This is a genomic window from Streptococcus sp. HMSC062H02 (assembly GCF_001813005.1).
Taxonomy (GTDB): domain Bacteria; phylum Bacillota; class Bacilli; order Lactobacillales; family Streptococcaceae; genus Streptococcus; species Streptococcus oralis_S.
This window is the reverse complement of the sequence record NZ_KV811118.1, coordinates 47109-64453: the sequence shown is the minus strand read 5'-3', so window position 1 is coordinate 64453 and position 17345 is coordinate 47109. Positions and strand designations below refer to the sequence as shown.

20 protein-coding genes and 2 pseudogenes are annotated in these 17345 nt (G+C 42.2%); 4 read left to right on the top strand and 18 right to left on the bottom strand.

Going from position 1 to position 17345, the window contains the following annotated elements:
• The 7 genes from HMPREF2885_RS04695 to HMPREF2885_RS04665 all read right to left on the bottom strand — a co-directional run.
• A partial coding sequence (locus tag HMPREF2885_RS04695) for an SSURE domain-containing protein (RefSeq protein WP_148131135.1) occupies window positions 1–940 on the bottom strand: 940 nt, incomplete at its 3' end.
• A gap of 157 nt (window positions 941–1097) precedes the next feature.
• Window positions 1098–1763, bottom strand: coding sequence for a potassium channel family protein (locus HMPREF2885_RS04690; RefSeq protein ID WP_070657301.1), 666 nt, complete (start codon window positions 1761–1763; stop codon window positions 1098–1100).
• Window positions 1764–1776: 13 nt separating this feature from the next.
• Window positions 1777–3156: a TrkH family potassium uptake protein gene (locus HMPREF2885_RS04685; RefSeq protein WP_049550127.1), complete on the bottom strand. Its 1380-nt coding sequence runs from the start codon at window positions 3154–3156 to the stop codon at window positions 1777–1779.
• Window positions 3157–3189: 33 nt separating this feature from the next.
• Window positions 3190–3954, bottom strand: coding sequence for a nucleoside phosphorylase (locus HMPREF2885_RS04680; protein WP_070657298.1), 765 nt, complete (start codon window positions 3952–3954; stop codon window positions 3190–3192).
• 284 nt (window positions 3955–4238) lie between these two features.
• Complete coding sequence (locus tag HMPREF2885_RS04675) at window positions 4239–4862, bottom strand: TetR/AcrR family transcriptional regulator (RefSeq protein WP_070657295.1); 624 nt, start codon at window positions 4860–4862, stop codon at window positions 4239–4241.
• Between the two features lie 39 nt (window positions 4863–4901).
• On the bottom strand, window positions 4902–5984 hold the full coding sequence (locus tag HMPREF2885_RS04670) for an ABC transporter permease (RefSeq protein WP_070657292.1): 1083 nt from the start codon (window positions 5982–5984) through the stop codon (window positions 4902–4904).
• 1 nt (window position 5985) lies between these two features.
• Window positions 5986–6702, bottom strand: coding sequence for an ABC transporter ATP-binding protein (locus HMPREF2885_RS04665; protein WP_070657289.1), 717 nt, complete (start codon window positions 6700–6702; stop codon window positions 5986–5988).
• A 230-nt stretch (window positions 6703–6932) separates the two neighbouring features.
• Here HMPREF2885_RS04665 and HMPREF2885_RS10340 point away from each other — a divergent pair.
• Window positions 6933–7067, top strand: a pseudogene (locus HMPREF2885_RS10340) (low temperature requirement protein A); the annotation flags it as partial.
• 59 nt (window positions 7068–7126) lie between these two features.
• Here the strand turns inward: HMPREF2885_RS10340 and HMPREF2885_RS04660 are convergent.
• Window positions 7127–8362 carry a carbohydrate-binding domain-containing protein gene (locus HMPREF2885_RS04660; protein ID WP_070657286.1) on the bottom strand — a complete coding sequence of 412 codons (1236 nt, stop codon included), beginning with the start codon at window positions 8360–8362 and terminating at the stop codon, window positions 7127–7129.
• Window positions 8363–8634: 272 nt separating this feature from the next.
• A complete protein-coding gene (locus HMPREF2885_RS04655) occupies window positions 8635–9198 on the bottom strand; it encodes a sugar O-acetyltransferase (protein ID WP_000135705.1) in 564 nt (187 codons plus the stop codon).
• Between the two features lie 175 nt (window positions 9199–9373).
• Here HMPREF2885_RS04655 and HMPREF2885_RS04650 point away from each other — a divergent pair, with 175 nt between their 5' ends.
• From HMPREF2885_RS04650 to HMPREF2885_RS04645, 3 genes and pseudogenes are all read left to right on the top strand, one after another.
• A complete protein-coding gene (locus HMPREF2885_RS04650) occupies window positions 9374–9682 on the top strand; it encodes a rhodanese-like domain-containing protein (RefSeq protein WP_000468871.1) in 309 nt (102 codons plus the stop codon).
• 9 nt (window positions 9683–9691) lie between these two features.
• A pseudogene (locus tag HMPREF2885_RS10310) lies at window positions 9692–10037 on the top strand (CoA-disulfide reductase); the annotation flags it as partial.
• Complete coding sequence (locus HMPREF2885_RS04645; protein ID WP_000450168.1) at window positions 10012–10308, top strand: rhodanese-like domain-containing protein; 297 nt, start codon at window positions 10012–10014, stop codon at window positions 10306–10308. The pseudogene HMPREF2885_RS10310 and the gene HMPREF2885_RS04645, both read left to right, overlap by 26 nt.
• Window positions 10309–10529: 221 nt before the next feature.
• Here the strand turns inward: HMPREF2885_RS04645 and HMPREF2885_RS04640 are convergent, their stop codons facing one another.
• The 9 genes from HMPREF2885_RS04640 to HMPREF2885_RS04600 all read right to left on the bottom strand — a co-directional run.
• A complete protein-coding gene (locus tag HMPREF2885_RS04640; RefSeq protein ID WP_000185160.1) occupies window positions 10530–10787 on the bottom strand; it encodes a metal-sensitive transcriptional regulator in 258 nt (85 codons plus the stop codon).
• 199 nt (window positions 10788–10986) lie between these two features.
• Window positions 10987–11544, bottom strand: a complete 558-nt coding sequence (locus HMPREF2885_RS04635) for a DUF3592 domain-containing protein (protein WP_001031652.1) — start codon at window positions 11542–11544, stop codon at window positions 10987–10989.
• A gap of 76 nt (window positions 11545–11620) precedes the next feature.
• Window positions 11621–12277, bottom strand: a complete 657-nt coding sequence (locus HMPREF2885_RS04630; protein ID WP_002880212.1) for a hypothetical protein — start codon at window positions 12275–12277, stop codon at window positions 11621–11623.
• Between the two features lie 2 nt (window positions 12278–12279).
• Window positions 12280–12951, bottom strand: a complete 672-nt coding sequence (locus tag HMPREF2885_RS04625) for a hypothetical protein (RefSeq protein WP_001226102.1) — start codon at window positions 12949–12951, stop codon at window positions 12280–12282.
• Window positions 12952–13066: 115 nt separating this feature from the next.
• The gene (locus HMPREF2885_RS04620) at window positions 13067–13735 is read right to left on the bottom strand and encodes a hypothetical protein (RefSeq protein ID WP_001226449.1); all 669 of its coding nucleotides are present in this window, start codon (window positions 13733–13735) and stop codon (window positions 13067–13069) included.
• Between the two features lies 1 nt (window position 13736).
• Window positions 13737–14309 carry a hypothetical protein gene (locus HMPREF2885_RS04615; protein WP_070657283.1) on the bottom strand — a complete coding sequence of 191 codons (573 nt, stop codon included), beginning with the start codon at window positions 14307–14309 and terminating at the stop codon, window positions 13737–13739.
• Window positions 14310–14620: 311 nt separating this feature from the next.
• Window positions 14621–15475 carry a VOC family protein gene (locus HMPREF2885_RS04610; RefSeq protein WP_049550122.1) on the bottom strand — a complete coding sequence of 285 codons (855 nt, stop codon included), beginning with the start codon at window positions 15473–15475 and terminating at the stop codon, window positions 14621–14623.
• Between the two features lie 108 nt (window positions 15476–15583).
• Entirely contained in the window at window positions 15584–16621 is a 1038-nt protein-coding gene (locus tag HMPREF2885_RS04605) for an aldose epimerase family protein (protein ID WP_065371453.1), read from the bottom strand.
• Window positions 16622–16767: 146 nt separating this feature from the next.
• Window positions 16768–17345 (bottom strand): tagatose 1,6-diphosphate aldolase (locus tag HMPREF2885_RS04600; protein WP_148131134.1); only part of this gene is annotated, 578 nt, incomplete at its 5' end.

The window sequence follows — 17345 nt, the reverse complement described above, 5'->3', positions numbered from 1 at the left end:
TGTCGGCCACACCCTTTTGCACTTCAGCTGGAGTGGTCAAACCATTCAAGTTAACATCCAAATCTTTAGTCGCTACCAGATTAGTTAAGTCAGGCTTGCTGTCTTTTGCACCGTACACCTTGATAGTAGCTTTATAGCTTTGAGTGCCGTTTTGTTTCAAGAAATCAAGAAGCTCTTTATCTGATTTACCTTGGGTGCCAGCCAAGTCTACTTCGTAGAAGTAAAGGCCTTTGCCCAGTTTCTCTACTGGTGGGAGGGCAGGATTTTTAGCTGTTCCGTTGTCTGACCATGGGGCCTTATCGGATGCTTTCAAGATAAGGCGAGTCAACATGCCGTCACCAGCGAAGAATTCATATGGAATAACTTGGTTGACACCAGCTGTAAATGGTCCTGGGAAATTAGCTTTGTCAAGGTAGCTAGCTGGAACATCTACTGTGTCTTTGGTGTTGTCGGCCACACCCTTTTGCACTTCAGCTGGAGTAGTCGCTGGTTGCGCTTCACTAGCTTCACGGTCTTGTCCAGAAACTGTAGACTCAGAACCTTCCACAGGTTTAACTGCATCTTCTGTTTGTTTCTTAGAGTCAGGTTGTGCTTGCACTTCTTCTTTTGGCGCTACTTCCGGATCTTTAGCAGTTGCGTCCGCTTTTTCTGAAGAGCTTGTAGTATCCACACTTGCTTGAGGTGTTGGAATAGACTGTTCTGAAGAAAGATCTACATCGACTGCTTTATTTAGAACCTCTGCTGATAGGTCGCCCTTTTCACTCACTGAGGCGTCGTTTGACACGACTTGGGCAGGAGTCGGATTAACGACATCAGCACGTGCAGAACTTGGTTGACCGACTAGGACAAAGAAACCACTAGCCACAACAACTGAAGCAACACCGACACTGAGACGGCGAATAGACCAACGAGTATATCTCTGATTTGGATTGAATTTCATAGGATTCTCCTTAGAGTTTTCTTTTTTTTGATGACTCTAGTATAATCTCCTAAAATTAAAAAGGATTAAGAAAAAGTTAAAATTTTTCTTAAATCCTTCTTATAAAATACTTATATTGACTCAATAGTCACTAGAAAAAAGAATGGTCATTTCTCTTTTAATCATTAAGGTGTGCTAGATTATCCAAATATTGGTTATTGATTACTGCCATCATATAGCCATCGGCTTTCAATAGATCATCCGGCCCAAATTGAACATCCAAGGGAGCATTTTCATAGTCACGAAAACCAAGAATATTGAGATTGTATTGTCCTCGAAGATCAAGTTCACTTAGACTCTTACCTGCCCACGACCTTGGAATTTTCATTTCGACTATCGAGACATTTTTGTCCAACTGAAAAACATCAACGCTGTTATTAAATAAAATAGTCTGTGCCAACGAACGACCCATCTCAAACTCTGGTGAGATGACTGAATCTGCGCCAATTTTTTCAAGGACTTTTTTTGCTGTATGGCTTTTAACCTTAGCAATAACAGTTGGTACTCCTAGACTCTTGCAATGCATAACTGCAAGCACACTAGATTCTAAATTTTCCCCAGTTGCCACCACAACTGTATCGCAGGTATCAATTCCTGCTGAGAGCAAGAGCTCTTCATCGGTAATATCTCCAACAACTCCACGCGCCAGCACAGGTTCAAATTGATTAATGCGTTCCTCGTGGTCATCAATAGCAATGATATTCATGTCATGCTTGGCTAGGGCAGCCAAAACACTGCTCCCAAAAATTCCCAAGCCTAAAATTCCAATTGTCCGATCTGACATCGTTCTTCCTTTCTTATCCGATAGTGATATCTGCTTTCATATAGTGAATCGTATCTTTCTTGTCTGGCTGGTATTCTGCTACACTGACCAGTAGTGTCAAGGGACCAATACGGCCGATAAACATCAGCAACATAACGATGCTGAGGGCTATCTTGCCTAGCTCTGGTGTTAAATTTGCCGTCACTCCAACTGTCGCAAGGGCTGAAATGGTCTCAAACATGAGGTAGATAAAGCGCGGATTTCCCTCTGCTGTTATCCCTAGTAGGATCAAGCCCAGCAAGAATGTTAGCAAGAAGATAATAAAGACACTGAAAGATTTTTGCACGGTTCGGGGTTCAATGGTCCTCCGAGCCACATTGGCATGAGGCAAGCCCAATAGTTCGCTACGAGCGAAGACCAACAAGACAAAGAAGGTCGTAATCTTGAGCCCCCCTGCTGTCCCTCCAGGCGCCCCTCCTAGAAACATCTGTAGGATATAGATGAACAAGGTAACTGGTCGAGCCTGGGTGTAGTCAATGGAAGCAAAACCTGCCGTTCTCATACTAACGGTCTGGAAGAAACTAACCAGCAGTTTCTCTGGGGCGCTAAGATTTCCAATCGTTCCAGGATTATTCCACTCGATGAATAAAGTCGATACGGTTCCAAAGAGTAAAATTCCCGCCGTTAAAAAGAGAACCAGCTTGGTATGGAAACGCAGGCGGCGTTTTTTCTTTTTCCCAAACTGGGTCGCTAGGTCAAACCAGACCATAAATCCTAGCCCACCCGTGATAATCAATCCTGCAATCACTAGATTGATCAAGGGGTCCGTTTGAAAAGCTACCAAACTCGTACTTCCAAAATTATCAAATCCAGCATTACAGAAGGCTGAAACAGCCAAAAAGATAGAAGTTAACACCCCTCGTCCCCAGCCAAATTCAGGAATAAAGCGAAAACTCAGGAGAAAGGCACCAATCCCTTCCACCAAAAAAGTCGTCAAAAAGATCGAGCGAATAAAGTCCTTTAAGGACTGAGTTTCTCCATAACTGAAACTTTCTTGAATGGTCTCACGGCCACGAAGACTGAGCTTTTGCTTGCCTTGGATATAAAAGATTCCGATAAAGGTCATGAGCCCCAAACCACCAATCTGGATTAAGAGCATACAGATCAACTGGCCCCATATATTATAAGTAGAGGCCACTGGCAGGGTGAAGAGCCCTGTAACACAGACCATGGATACCGTTGTAAAGAGATGATCAAAGTAGGTCGCTTGTGACGTTGTTGCTTGCACAAAGGGAAGGCTTAAAAGGAGCGAGCCCAAGAAGATAACTAAGGCAAAACTTAAAAAGATGCGACGGGCTGGTGATAACCGAGACAGCGTCGTCTTGATTTTTTCCAAAAAAGATTTGAATAACATAGCTACATTTTACCATAAAAACAGTCAGAACACTCACATGTGGTGCACAATGGCAAGACAGAGTTCGAGTGCCTTATCAAAAGCTTCAGAGCCCCAGTCACGACTGTTGTAGTTGTCCAGATCTGCCAAGGAATCTGCGGTAAAGAGTAATTCTCCCCAGACAACTCCACGTAGCTGAGCTACTGCCGCAAGAGCAGAGCACTCCATCTCCACAACAGCACAGCCTTCTTCCTTGCGATAGGCAACCTTTTCAGCCGTCTCTCGGTAAAAACCATCTGTCGTCCAGGTCATGACTTCCTCGTAAGGAATGCCTCTTTGTTCTAAGACTTGCTCAATGGCAGAGACAGCCTCAATCTGCATCTCCATATAACGAGAAGGCGCTACATAATGGTAACTGGTCCCCTCATCTCGCAAAGCACGAACAGGGACGAGAAAGGCATTCTCCTCTATATCGGCTAGGACGCCACAGGTTCCAGTGGAAATGATTTGCTCCACACCATAGCCAATCAACCAATCCATAAACTGGGCCGCTGGGGCAGAGCCCACGGGCGCCTGGGCCAGACAAATCTCCTCGCCCTTGTAGTTGAGGACATAGACTGGATAAGTCTTGGTGACCGAAACGAACTCACCAACACAATCCGCCCCTACTTCCTTAGCGTAGCGGTCAATCTCCTCCTCCAAAAATGCATAGATACACTTCTTTGGCAACTTTAAGTCTAACCCCTCATGTGTTGGCATAAGAACCGCTTGGGGGTTATCATCAAACTCTAAAATGGGAATTGTATGCTTCTGAATCATAACCCACCTCCTCTAATTTTGTACTATTGTATCAAAAGCTGACGGAGTGTCAAGGAGTTGTCTTTAGCAAGCCAGAAAACTCCTCTTCCATACATTTAAGAAATCGTTGCACTGCTGGAGAGGTCGGTTTCTGTTTTGGCAAAGTGATTGAGGACTATCACCAAAATACCAAATTCAATAATAAAAAAGCACAAATCTGCATCAGGTAATGTATACCCTTTTATATTATCTTGTACAAGAAGCTAAACCAATAGAATCTAGCCTCCATTTTGTCTAGGCCTACTCTATTTCCACAAACCACCTAAAATCTGTTTTTCTAATAAGTCTAGGTCTTCTTCCTTTATTTCTCCATTATCGCTAACGATATAAAGCTGAGCGAAGTAAGCCAACAATGGGCCAACACAAATACGAACCATTTGAGGACTCGTTAACTCTGGATTTACACGTGGATCTGCTAGCAATTCCTTATGAAGCACTCGAAGTTTATCTTGAATAGCATTCCAGATAAAAATCTGTTCATTTTTTAGCTTTTTATTTGAAAAACTCTCCTGCAGAATGATTTTCATCAAAGCACGATTTTTTTTGAGATAGCTCATACGATTGTGGACGAGATAACGAACCCTCTCTTCTGTCGTTTCAAAAGCTAAGAGTTCCTCAAAAAAACTACCGAAAATGCCTGGGACTACAGGATGTAAAATAGCCGTCAGTAGATCATCCTTCGTCTTAAAATACTTAAACAAAGTTGCCTGGCTTAGTCCAGCACGCTCAGCTATGTGAAGAGTTGAGGTCCCATGGTAACTCCTGGTTGATATGAGATCCACTGCTGCCTGCATGATTTTTTTCTTTCCTTGAGGGTAATTCGCTTCTTCTAAGTAATCTTCAAACGATTCAAAAACAGTCTTATCCATCTAATCTTCACACCTTTTTAGCATTATTTATGTTGATTTCTAAACTTTACGATAACGACGCAATCCAACAATATTAAGAATTGTTAAAATGATCAAGAAAATCATTAAAACACCAAGATTTGACAAAATATCACCAAGATTGTGCCCGTAAAGAATAATCTGGCTTATTGCATCACCAGAATAGGTTAATGGCAAAAATTTCCCCACAGTTAGAGCCCATTTCCCCATGGATGACAATGGAATAATTCCTGAGAAAAAAAGTTGGGGCATAATCACGAGAGGAATAAATTGCATCATTTGGAATTCTGATTTTGCTAGAGTAGACAAGAGAATTCCAAAAGCTAGTGCTACAAGAGCCAGTACCACATTAACTATTATAACATTTAAAATACTTCCTACAACTTCTACATCTAGTAGCCAAATTGCTGCTAAAACGACAACTGCCGTTTGAAAAATCGCAATAATACCGTAAGACAACATATAGCCATAGACGATTTCAGATCGTTTCACTGGTGTTGCTAACAAACGTTCTAGTGTTCCACTGGTGCGCTCTTTCAAAAGCGCCATACCTGAAATCAAAAAGACAAAGAAGAAAACTACAAAACCTATCAAAACCGGAATCATACTGGTAAAGAAGCTTGTATTTTCATCTCCATACTGGTAAGACTCCTTGATTTCTGGTATTTTTGCGTCCGAGTCCAATTGTGGAAGAGCTTGTTTAACACGAGATACTAACTGATCGGTGCCTTCACTGGCGATACTTGTCCGTAACACTTGTCGTATCATAGAGGTCTTGGAGGCATCTGTGTTTGCGTAGTCGACCTGATACTCACCGTCTTTATAAGAAATCACAGCATCGACTTTTTCATTTGCTAGCGCTTCTTTGGCTTGATCTAAACCTTGATAAGTCTCGACGTCTACATGATCGAGCTCATCCATTTTCGTTACCAAACCAGTTGGTAGATCCTGTGTTGCTAACTTGACATTCACGGTTGTACTAGCTGAAAACATGAGGTTCATCAACCACATGATAAAAACAGGTGCTATAAACATCAGGGCTAGAGTTCGTTTGTCACGAAGTAATTCTTTGATGACTTTTTTTGCAATCGCTATTGTTCTCATTTTACTCACCTTCTGCTTTTAAAAATACTTCTTCAATACTTGAAACTTGATAACTTTCTTTTAAGTGTTGCGGTGTATCAAAAGCAATGATTTTTCCGCCTAATAATAAGCCGACCTTATCCGTCAACTCTGCTTCATCCATAACATGGGTAGTAACTAATATCCCTACCCCATTGTCTCTAAGCGCGAATAATTCTTTCCAGATTTTCTTTCGAAGAGAAGGGTCGATTCCAACTGTCGGTTCGTCCAAAATCAAGAGTTGAGGATTTCCTAACAGCGCGATAGCAAGAGACAAACGCCGTTTCATTCCTCCAGAATAACCAGATACCGCCTTGTTTAAGTAGTCTGTCAGATCTACTACTTGAGCTATATGAGCAATTTCCGCCTTTAGGTCTTTTTTAGAAAGCCCCTTTAGCTGACCAAAAAATTCCAGATTTTCTTGGCCTGACAAGGACTCGTATAAAGCATCTGATTGGGCCATATAGCCAATATCTCCTAAAATATGGCGATTGGGCATAGTGTGATTTAACACTAAAGCTACGCCTCCATCAGCCTTTTCCATTCCTAACGTAGTCTTAATCATAGTTGATTTACCAGCACCAGACGGACCAATTAATCCTATAATTTCTCCTGGCTGCAATTCAAAGCTGACATGATTCAGAACTATTTGATGGTCAAAAGATTTTACTAAATCTTGTAAATGTAGTAATGTTTTCATTTACTTCCTCCTTGGTGAGTGATTACTCACTTTTTAAATCACAGAAGCTATTATAGTGAGTAATCACTCACTTGTCAAGAGAAAGGGTTAAATTCTTTAAAAAAATAAAACACCAGATTCGTATCTGATGTTTATAATGCACATGTCTTATTTCTAAAAATGTTTTTGAACTTCCTCTCTATACTCCGAAATGGTCTTTCCTGTCCACTTTTTAAAGGCCTATTCTTCCTCTACTTTTCTCAGCCAATCCTACCATCGTCATTGCTATCGAAACTCTAATGACCTTGGCGATGGAAATTCATTTTACTCATTTTTATATGAAACAGACTAAGAAATTTTCAAGACCTGATTGGAAGTTATTTTAGCCACAATCCATCTCTCAAACACAAAATCTCCCTTCTCTTTCGAGAAAGGAGATTCTTTTTTATCCTTGTCCGCCAGGGGCTGGACCGCCGTCTTGAGGGCCCCCATTTGGTCCACCGCCTCCATGCATAGAGTTGACGATTTCCGTTTGTTTTTCACCGTTGAGATAGATATCACCGCCTATGTAGGTCGCAGTTCCATCAAAGTCAAAACCTGTTTGACCAATCATTTTAATGGTTCCGCCTGTGACCGTCACGTTCCCGTTTGAGTCGATTGGGTCTGTGTCCCCTTGACCTACTTCTACTGTTAGATTTCCACCGTTCATGGTGAAGAAGATTTCACTTTGTTGGGCGTTTTTATTAGCCGCGTTGACTCCATCATCTGTCGAATAGATGCTAATGTCCCCACCGTTGATAGTGATGGACTTACCTTCAAGTCCTTCTGTCGAATTCTTGACGGTGTAGGTACCACTATCGATAACCAAATCACCTGATGCGTGGATGCCATCATCTCCTGCTGTGACGGTGATGTTGTTGTTAGATAGGTACATGGTTCCGACTGAAGTATCCTCATCATTGTCCACCTTGACTCCGTCTTCTTTAGCATCGATGGTCATGGTTGTACCAGTGATATTGAGTTCATCATTGACATTAAAGGCATCGCCAACTGCTGTGATGTTATAAGTTCCACCCGTGATGTGGAGGGTGTCGTTAGCCTTAATACCATTATTTTTCTTGCCTTCTACATTAAGAGTGCCTTTCCCGTTGATGGTTAAATCCACCTTAGAAAATAAGGCTGCGTCGGCTTTTTCGTCGCTGTTCGTGCTTGAGTCAGAGAGACTGTTGGTTGTTCCTTCTGCTAGAGTCAGGTAGACATGACCAGCTGATGTCGCAGAAATTGCTGCATTGGTGTTGGTCATGGTGACACCTTTTAAGACTAGCTGAACATCTGCCGACTCATCTGCCTCGACCTTGATCTGCACTCCATCAGACTGACCTGAAATCACATAGGTTCCAGATTTTGTGATGGTCACTGTTGATTCAGAGACTGTCACCCCATCTCCAGAGACGTTTGCTGATGAGCCAGATAGCTCGATCTTAGAAGCTGTGCTTTCATCATAAGAAGTATCATTGTCCTTCTCTGTAAAATAGGATGATTGGTTTGTCTTTGTTGCAGTTGTTGTTGCACTATTTGTCGTTGCATTGGTATTAGATGTAGTTGTTGACTGGGCACATGCTGCCATCAGCACCACTGCTGTTAGACTCGTTGCGAGTAGGATCCATTTTTTTGATTTCATACCTTTTTCCTCTCCTTCGTATGATATAGCTAGACAGTCTACAGAAGATTCCTGAAACAAAACTAAAACTTTTCCGAAAGTTTCCTTAAATTTAGTTTCACTCAGTATTCTTTTGAAAGGGCTACTAGAAACAATTTGAGAATACTAAAATACAGTTAATCGTTTTTAAAATCAACATCCCCCAGTGCCATGTCACTCTAACCAAAAAAGCCAAAAAGAAGAAAAATCTATAAGACTAAAGCTCATAAAAAGAACAGCCCAAGCTGTTCTTTTTAGTTTTCTTTTACAGGGACTTCCTTGATAACACGCGCAGGATTCCCAGCTAGGACAACATTGTCTCCAAAGGACTTGGTAATCACGGCACCTGCTCCTGCAACTACGTTATTTCCCAATGTCACTCCAGGAAGGACAATGACGCCACCTCCAGCCCAGAAATTGTCTCCAATGGTGATGGGCTTGCCATATTCGACCCCTGAATTGCGTTCATCCGGATTCAGTGGATGAAGTGGGGTTAAAAACTGACAGTTGGGGCCAAGCATAGCGTTGTTCCCGATGCGAATCTGACAAACATCCAGCATGGTCAAATTCCAATTAGAATAAAAATTTTCCCCTAGATGGATATTGACTCCATAATCGACCACCAAGCGTGGATTGACGTAGAGATTTTGTCCAGTTGAGCCAAACCAAGTCTTGATAATATCTGCTCCCTTCAAGGGATCTTCTTCCTTGTTAAAGGCAGCCTGTTTTTGGCGAGAAGCCTGCGCCAAGGTCCGTAATTCAGGATCCGACGGACGGTAAGGCTCCCCTGCTATCATTTTCTGGTATTCGCTAGCCATCTTATCACCTCACACTTACTTTGGACCCATCATATCAAAAAGCCTTTGAAAGGTCAAGAATAGCCTGCTTTCTAGACTCTCGAAACTAATTCCCTCCCAAGTTAAAACAACTTGCTTGACAAAAGCTTGACTTCATGGTTTAATATACCCCATAAGGGTATATTTGGAGGTGCCTATGTTTCACCTATTATTTACAAAAATTGACAGTATTTCTACCAGCGAGTTAGAAGCTAAACTCAGAGAACCGATTCAGCTACTAGATGTTCGGACGCCTATGGAATTCCGGAGAGGTCATATCAAAAATGCCAAAAATGTTCCTTTAACGGAAATCGGTTCTTACACACCAGCGACAAAAGAAACACTCTATGTTATTTGTCATTCTGGTGTGCGAAGCAAACTAGCTGCGAAAAAGCTAAAGAAAAAAGGCTACGATGTCATCAATGTCCGAGGCGGTATGAGCGCTTGGACAGGCAAGGTCATCTAGAAGCATAAAATAATTGGCTACACAGCCTTGAACCTTATCGAAGGTCTGAGCGATAATATCCAATGGTGTCAGCTCAAAGACGATCTGACTAAGGGCCAAAAATCCCTAGATGTACGGATAAGTGGCGAATTTCAGGGGGGCGACCCAAGGTCGATACCATTCATATCCCCCTAAACAAACTATGGGAGAACTTGGATGAACCAGACGCCTACATCAGCGTTTTGCGTAGCTAGATCACAGAGCGTAGCCTCGAGCGGCAGGATTTGCCGTCCAAAACCTTGATGGCGCTTATTCACTATATAAAATGGCTAATCCAGAAGGAGTCGAATATGGAAACGAGTATCAGCATGGCTGACTTTTATGAAAAATACCTAAATGAAAATCTAAACCTTATCGATGTACGTGAAGTGCATGAATTCCAAGCAGGACATGCACCAGGAGCAAGAAATCTTCCGTTAAGTACCTTGGAGCAAGGTTATAAAGAACTCAAAGCTGACCAGGAATACCATGTCATCTGTCAAGGCGGAGTACGCTCCGCATCTGCTTGTGAATTTCTAAGCGCTCAAGGCCTTACCGTTATCAATGTAGAAGGTGGTATGAATGCTTGGCCCGGTCAAGTAGAATAAGCAAAAAACCGATTAAGGAACTTAATCGGTTTTCTCATTTCTGCAACCCAATGATATAGGGCTCGTAGCCCGTCGCTTCTAAAAAACGAAGCACATTGATGGTATCTAAAAAGAGGTTGCTCATTGGTATTGGGGGAACTCATCCGTTTGTCTGACATGATTTCTTTATCGAAATAGACTTAAATACCTTTGTCTGCATTGTTTATCAATAGCAAATTAGTTTATTTCCGTTTAATCAGATATCGGATGGCCTTTTCTAGGCGTTCCTTTTGAGCCTCGGGGTCGTCTAGTGGTTGGTTGATACAGCCTGTGAGATTTTCAGTAATGATCATCTCAATCACGCGCTCAACGCTAGATTTCACTGCTGTCAACTGCGTAACAATATCTGCGCAGTCACGATCTTCTTCAATCATCTTTTGAATCCCACGCAACTGGCCCTCTGAACGTTTCAGGCGTGTGATATACTTTGAGTTTGTCATTAATTTATCCTTGGTCACTTTTTCTTCATTATATCTCGAATAAGGGGCTTTGTCAAAATTCACTTCCTGTCTGTATTTGTAGGAGGCAACCTCTCCTCTGTATCAGAAAGAAAAGATAGGTGAGCAAGAAAATGGAAAAGAAACTCTGTCCTCCTTGAAACTCGATGGGAAGTAAAGTTTCCTTTCAACCAACTGACCTTTATGCGTATATCTTGGACAAATTGGACAAAAAGGCTAGGATCACTATCCCATAGACTATAACTAGAGCCAGCCCAAATCCGATACCAAACCACTTGTAAAACTTGTCCATTCCGCTGTAACGTTCGACATAGGCCCTGGTCGGCTTGTCTGGATCATACCAGACCGTCAGTTCCGAATGAAGGGGGAAATGGGTCTGCATCAAGCGTTTGAAGGAAACAAAGGAGTTGCTGTAGCGAGTGATCGAAGGCGCTAGCATATCTTCTCTTGTATAGTCCTTTAAAAATTTAGTAGTCCCCCACGGAATTGTGATCGTTTTGAACATAAAATACTGCAAGGTTTTCTTATAAGCAATCCCATCCACCGTGTATTCGACGATAGGTGGATACCCCTCACGAAAACGGCTATAGCCGATAACCGTTCCCTGTACGGATGACTTGGCAAGACGGACCAACTTCTGATCTCGAAGATAGAGATAGAGAAAGGTCCCACACACAAATACAAAAGATAGGAAGATGACGATTGTCCCAACTATCAAACCAATTACTTCTTTATTCATATGAACTCCTCCTGTTATTTTATACAGTAAAATCTCAAAACGAACTCATCCAGAAAGGACATCGATGCCCTCGAGTCTACTCTTCGGATTTTTCTTTTGACTGTTTTTCTCTCAAATCTTTCACCGATTTTGATATGATATCTCTCACCTGTTCGTCAGTAAGTCCTGGAATCTGGTAATAAGGATTATTGGATTCGCTTTTTGACGGCTTTGTTCCTGAACTTTCGGTTTTAGAACTTTGTTCAGTCGAAGACGAGGATTTCGACTCTGAGGAACTGGATTCTTTGGTCTTAGAGGAACTGGACGACTCAGAAGACTTGGACGTTCCAGGCGTTTTAGAATCAACCTTAGGTGGCTTGTTTACTTGGTCGTTCGGCTGTTTCACAGGTTTATAGAATAGCCCAAAAGACAGCAGCAAAGCCATCAAGATCCCAATACCAGCCAAGGTTCTTTTATTGGCTTCAGCCGAGGGAACCCTTACTCCCTTTGTACTGAGTATTTTCCATTCTGGATGCTCTTTTTCTATGGCTTTTTTCTGTCTCCTAAGAGGACCAAGTAGAAAATGATTAAAGGGCACAATCGTTACCATAGCCACCGTTACAAGCGGGACATAATTGGAATGACTTGATACCAGTAGAACATCGAGTATAACGAGAAGAATGAAGAGGAAACGCCCCACAAACTTACGAACTTGATGCTCTTTTTTGATCTGCAAATATCTCTCTTGTGACATTATCATCCTCTCTTTTCTATTTCTTCATTAAATATCACTTTCCCCTGTTCATATTTTCGCACAGCTAAGAACCAGCGGATAGGGTTGTTTTGGAATAAGAAAAGGTACAACAAGGCAGGAAAGAGACCTGCTAAAGGCGAGAAAAAGATTTGTATATCAAATGCCTCTTGCTTATTGAATGAGTCAATAGTGCCCGGAATTGCAGCAGCAAATATTACTATAGTAGTCATAAAAACTAGTAGCATGACAATCATAAAAGCCAACATTTTCGCAAACGTCGCTTTTTTCTCACTAAAATTTTCCCAGAACAAATTTGAATAAACTGCTTCTTTAAACTCTTTCTTTGTTGCTCCTTGGACTCGTTTCACTCCTTTATATAAGGCGACTTCCATCATCCATATAAATCCAAATAGGATAAAGGAAAGACAAAGAATAAAAATAGGAACCATCCCACTATTATAACGAAGGCCTGAGAAAATTGGTATTGCAACAAATCCTCCGAGTAAACCTAACAAAGAGAATATAGCAATTAAAGGAGCAATCCCCCTATTCGATCTCCTAGCCCCTTCTGTATTTAACAAGGCGCTCTTATCTGCTACAAGAGCTTCTCTCGTTCGCGTATTATAGTAAACGGCCTTATTACCGCTCTGTCCAATAAAAATTATTTTTCTCATATAAAATCACCACAGTTTCCACCAATCACTATAATCAGAAACTTCAATTTTATCATAGGTTGTTGATAAAACATCACCAACCACTGGTAATGGTAATAGCGTTTCTCTCATGTTTCTAGTTCTTCTCTTCCCCAAATAATACTTTCCCCTGCTTGTATTTTCGTACGGCTAAGAGCCAGCGGATTGGATTGTTTTGAAATAGTAGAAGAACCACGCTAATTGGGACGATCGTTGCTCCGATTGGCACCATGAACATGGACGGCTCAAACCATTCATGTTCATAGTAGGGAATGAAGGTCCCAGGTATGGCAAAGAACACAACAATTACAAAAACAAATAGAAGAACGAGGATAACAAATAGATACAAGATGATTTTATCGACTGTTGGTTCCTTATCTGGTGACTTCCTCCAAAAAGTACTACTTTCAACCGCATCTTTAAACTGTTCTTCACTTGCTGGGACAAGCGACTTAGCCCCACTGTAGAACAGTTTTTCAAATCCATAAACACTTCCGATAAAAACGAAAAGGATAGCGGCTAGATGGATAGGTGCCATCCACTCACTCAATCTAAAGGGTGCTATCAAGGAACGAATCCAAATACCGATAATAGCAACTAGCAAGAAAGCAAAGAAGACAACCCAAGGCCACTTGGATTTCTTTGAACTGATGGCACCGTCGGTTTCTGACGAGGCGCTAGATTCTGTCGCTAAAGCCTCTCTCGTCCTTGTATTATAGTAGACGGATTGCTGGCATCCTTGGCCTATATAAATGATTTTTCTCATCTTACATTTCTCCCTCTTTCCCTCGGCTACCGTCCTGTAATGTCTCCATCAGCTCCTTGAACAGTCGTTTGCGCGTTTTCATCTGAAATTCATAGACCATATAAACAAGGGAAAATATCCCTAACATATAAATAATCAAAAACTGAAAATCGGAGTAGGTAAAATAGCGATAGATGGAAAACACAATCATGAGGAAACAAAAAATCTCAACTAGGACGGTCCATCTAGATTTTCTCCTAAGTGTTTTGATATTGGCTTTTGTCAGCCGGACTTTTCTAAATCTATCTGTCTTCATGTTGCGTCGGGTAGACTTGGCAAGGAGAATGGTCCCGAAAACCAAAAACAGAGACATCAGGATAAAGAAAATCAGATTGAAAAGGGATGAGACATCTCCAAAGGTTTGGTTGAGCAACTTTGACAGCCGTTGGAAGGAATAGATTGCAATAGGGGCTGCAATGGCTGAATAATTCATGCCTTGTTTTACACCGTAGAATACTTGATTCTTCAGATCATAATAGATAAAATATTCCTCCAGAGGGCCCATACTAATTAAATTTTTTACACTTGTGTCCATCTTATTTCCCGTCTCCTAAACTCATACGGATGTTCAAACAGAGTCCTACTTTCTCTCAAAAGCATCGTGACGACGATTGCCAGCATTCTAGCTGATTTTTAGCATTTGCCTTCCTAGAGAAAGAAAAGTTTATTAGTATTATAGCATGAACCCCCAGAAAAGGGAAAATATCCCCGACCGATGCCTTTGCCAGATCCAAGAAAGGTTTCGTCATTTCATAAAAAAGCGAACAAGTCCGCATTCTAAAAACAGAATACGAGCTTATCCGCCTTTTCCTATGTCTCTAAAATAAATAATGTGTTTTCCTCGTCTCATCGTGCCAAGCGAATGCGGGTTACAATCCCATCTGGGTCTACAAGATCCAGTTCACTCGAATTTAGCCATTTGATCGGTGCTTCTAGCTCTTGTGCTTGCTTAACGATGTTCAAGAGTTCTTCCTTGCTTTCGACCTCAAGGACATAGTAGGCCAAGCCTGACAAGCCTTGCTCACGCGGAGCCAGACCTTTTCCAGCCCATTCGTTGACAGCCAGGTGGTGATGGTACTGACCAGCCGCTATCCAACTAGCACTAGGAATGCTAAATTTATCTTCTAGTCCTAACACCTTTTGATAAAACTGGCTCGCCTCACGACTATCCTTCACCGATAGATGGATATGCCCCATTCTCGTCCCTTCAGCTAGGATAAAGGGATCCACCTTTTCCCCTAACTCATAGATGTCCTGTGCCGCAAGGGCTTCGGTCACACCGATAATGCGACCGTCTTCTCGAATATCCCATGAAGACACTGGCTTATCACGGTAGAGTTCAATGCCATTCCCTTCCAAATCCTCTAGATAAATAGCCTCGCTGTATCCATGATCTGCACCCCCAACCAGAGGAATCCGCAAATCACTTAGGTGTTTCAAGACATCTGCCAAGGCTTTTCGTGTCGGCAACAAAATCGCCAGATGGTAGAGCCCATAATGCTCCCTTACTTCGCCAGACTTTTCTGCCTGAATCAAGTGAACCAAGGCTTTTCGACCAAGTCCCAAAATCGCTTCTGTCTCTGTTTGAGATAAAATCTCCAAGCCAATAATCTGGTGATAAAAAGCCGTTTGACTCGTCAAATCCTTGACATTTAAAACCGCCTCTGCTAGATAAATGTGGCTTTGGTATGCATAAGTCATAGGGTGTCTCCTTTTTCGTTGTAACTTTATGTATTACATCAATTATACACTATTGAGATAAAATGTCAACGAAGACAACTCAAAAGAGCTGGAAACCAGCTCTTCTTTTTATTTTACAACAAGCTCGTAGCGAGTTTTGCTGGTGAAAGTTTCCCCTGCTTTGAGAATGACTTGGTCTTTGAGGTCACTATGAATGGCATCTGGTAAAGCTTGCGCTTCAAGGGCAATCCCATTGTGTTGCACCATTGGCTGGCCTCCGATGATGACACTCTCATCCACAAAGTTTGCTGTGTAGACCACAAAGCAAGGGGCCTCTGTCTTGAACAGCAGGAAACGACCTGAGTTTTGGTCATAAAGGAAACCAGCATTGTCATGACCTGCAGGAAGAGCAAATGGGTGATCCAAACCAGATACCAACTGGATTTGTTCATCTTCCTCTGCAAAGATGTCCTTCAACAAAGCTCCATTGTAGATGTGTTTAACCACATCACGATTAGCATCTGGAGTCTTATCCGGAACACCGTCCGGAGCAATTGGGTAAATGCCCTCCGTATTTAGCTGGAAGACATGGCGGTCAACTGTCTGCGTGAAATCACCAGACAAGTTGAAGTAGCTGTGGTTGGTTGGATTGACAAGCGTATCCTGATCTGTCGTCACCTTATAGCTGACTTCGTAGGCGCCAGTTTCTTCCAAGTGGTAGCTGATCCAGATCTTGAGATTACCAGGAAATCCTCCTGTCCCATCTGTACGCTCTGTGTAGAGGGTCAAGCCATGGTCGCTCACCTCAGTTAATTCAAACAAACTTGAATCCCAACCTGTTGAACCACTGTGGTTACAGTTGCTAGCGTTGTTGACTTCAAGATTATAGGTCTGACCATTGAGCTCAAATATCGCACCTGCAATACGGCCCGCTACAGGACCTACACTTGCTCCATGCTTAGGACTATTGCCTACATAGCTATCAAAATCATCAAAGCCCAAGATAACATTGGCAAAATTTCCAGCCTTGTCAGGTGTGACATAGCGCAAGATGGTCCCACCATAAGTCATAATTTCTAGTTGGTAGCCACTGTCAGTCTCAAAGCGATAGGCCAAGACATCCTTGCCCTCATGATTTCCAAATACACGTTCTGTGTATGCTTTCATTCTTCTCTCCTTTGATCCATTTCTCTCAAGTAAACAAACCATAGAGAGTGTATTCACCATCTATGGTTGTAGTTTCTATTTTCAAAATCCTTTGTCAGAAAACCTTAAGTATCTTCTTAACAAAAGGGGATTCTTCTATACCTGTTTTATGCTTCTACACGTTCAGTCCATGAAGTCGCTGTTGTTTGAAGAACCTTGTTGAGTTCGCCAATGTTCTCAAAACCAGTTGTACGTAGCCACTCACGAGCCGCTGCCTCACCGTCTTTGATGTAGGCTTCAACTGATCCAGCCCAGGTTGCACGGCCACAAAGAACTCCGTTGAAGTTTGCGCCTGATTCGTGGGCAAAGACAAGTGTTTCTTGGAAAAGTTTAGCTGAAACTCCCGCACTCAAGTAGATATATGGCAAGTTAGTTGCTTCATCTTGCGCTTTGAAGAAGGCTGCTGCTTCTTCACGAGTATGCACGATTTCACCTTCGCCAAAGCCTTCAACGTATTTGACGTTGACTGGAACTTCTACTTTCAAGACATCGATGTTGAAGCGTGGGTCTGAGAAGACCTTCATAGCACCGATAACCTTGTGTGGTTTTACTTTGGCGTATTCTGCAGAACCTGCGTCAGCGATTTTTTCATCGTAAGCCAAGATTTCAAGAAAGAAAGGAATGTCTTCCGCCACACACTCAGAACCGATGCGTTCGATGTAGGCTTGTTTTTCTTGGTTGAGTT

Excerpts from the sequence above, each read along its gene's own strand:
- HMPREF2885_RS04655 (WP_000135705.1), bottom strand. The coding sequence starts at position 9,198 with ATGGCTAGCGAATACCAGAAAATGATAGCAGGGGAGCCTTACCGTCCG.
- HMPREF2885_RS04620 (WP_001226449.1), bottom strand. The coding sequence starts at position 13,735 with ATGAGAAAAATCATTTATATAGGCCAAGGATGCCAGCAATCCGTCTAC.
- HMPREF2885_RS04690 (WP_070657301.1), bottom strand. The coding sequence starts at position 1,763 with ATGTCAGATCGGACAATTGGAATTTTAGGCTTGGGAATTTTTGGGAGC.
- HMPREF2885_RS04680 (WP_070657298.1), bottom strand. The coding sequence starts at position 3,954 with ATGATTCAGAAGCATACAATTCCCATTTTAGAGTTTGATGATAACCCC.
- HMPREF2885_RS04610 (WP_049550122.1), bottom strand. The coding sequence starts at position 15,475 with ATGACTTATGCATACCAAAGCCACATTTATCTAGCAGAGGCGGTTTTA.
- HMPREF2885_RS04630 (WP_002880212.1), bottom strand. The coding sequence starts at position 12,277 with ATGTCACAAGAGAGATATTTGCAGATCAAAAAAGAGCATCAAGTTCGT.
- HMPREF2885_RS04685 (WP_049550127.1), bottom strand. The coding sequence starts at position 3,156 with ATGTTATTCAAATCTTTTTTGGAAAAAATCAAGACGACGCTGTCTCGG.
- HMPREF2885_RS04605 (WP_065371453.1), bottom strand. The coding sequence starts at position 16,621 with ATGAAAGCATACACAGAACGTGTATTTGGAAATCATGAGGGCAAGGAT.
- HMPREF2885_RS04625 (WP_001226102.1), bottom strand. The coding sequence starts at position 12,951 with ATGAGAAAAATAATTTTTATTGGACAGAGCGGTAATAAGGCCGTTTAC.
- HMPREF2885_RS04650 (WP_000468871.1), top strand. The coding sequence starts at position 9,374 with ATGTTTCACCTATTATTTACAAAAATTGACAGTATTTCTACCAGCGAG.
- HMPREF2885_RS04640 (WP_000185160.1), bottom strand. The coding sequence starts at position 10,787 with ATGACAAACTCAAAGTATATCACACGCCTGAAACGTTCAGAGGGCCAG.
- HMPREF2885_RS04660 (WP_070657286.1), bottom strand. The coding sequence starts at position 8,362 with ATGAAATCAAAAAAATGGATCCTACTCGCAACGAGTCTAACAGCAGTG.
- HMPREF2885_RS04670 (WP_070657292.1), bottom strand. The coding sequence starts at position 5,984 with ATGAGAACAATAGCGATTGCAAAAAAAGTCATCAAAGAATTACTTCGT.
- HMPREF2885_RS04675 (WP_070657295.1), bottom strand. The coding sequence starts at position 4,862 with ATGGATAAGACTGTTTTTGAATCGTTTGAAGATTACTTAGAAGAAGCG.
- HMPREF2885_RS04665 (WP_070657289.1), bottom strand. The coding sequence starts at position 6,702 with ATGAAAACATTACTACATTTACAAGATTTAGTAAAATCTTTTGACCAT.
- HMPREF2885_RS04635 (WP_001031652.1), bottom strand. The coding sequence starts at position 11,544 with ATGAATAAAGAAGTAATTGGTTTGATAGTTGGGACAATCGTCATCTTC.
- HMPREF2885_RS04615 (WP_070657283.1), bottom strand. The coding sequence starts at position 14,309 with ATGGACACAAGTGTAAAAAATTTAATTAGTATGGGCCCTCTGGAGGAA.
- HMPREF2885_RS04645 (WP_000450168.1), top strand. The coding sequence starts at position 10,012 with ATGGAAACGAGTATCAGCATGGCTGACTTTTATGAAAAATACCTAAAT.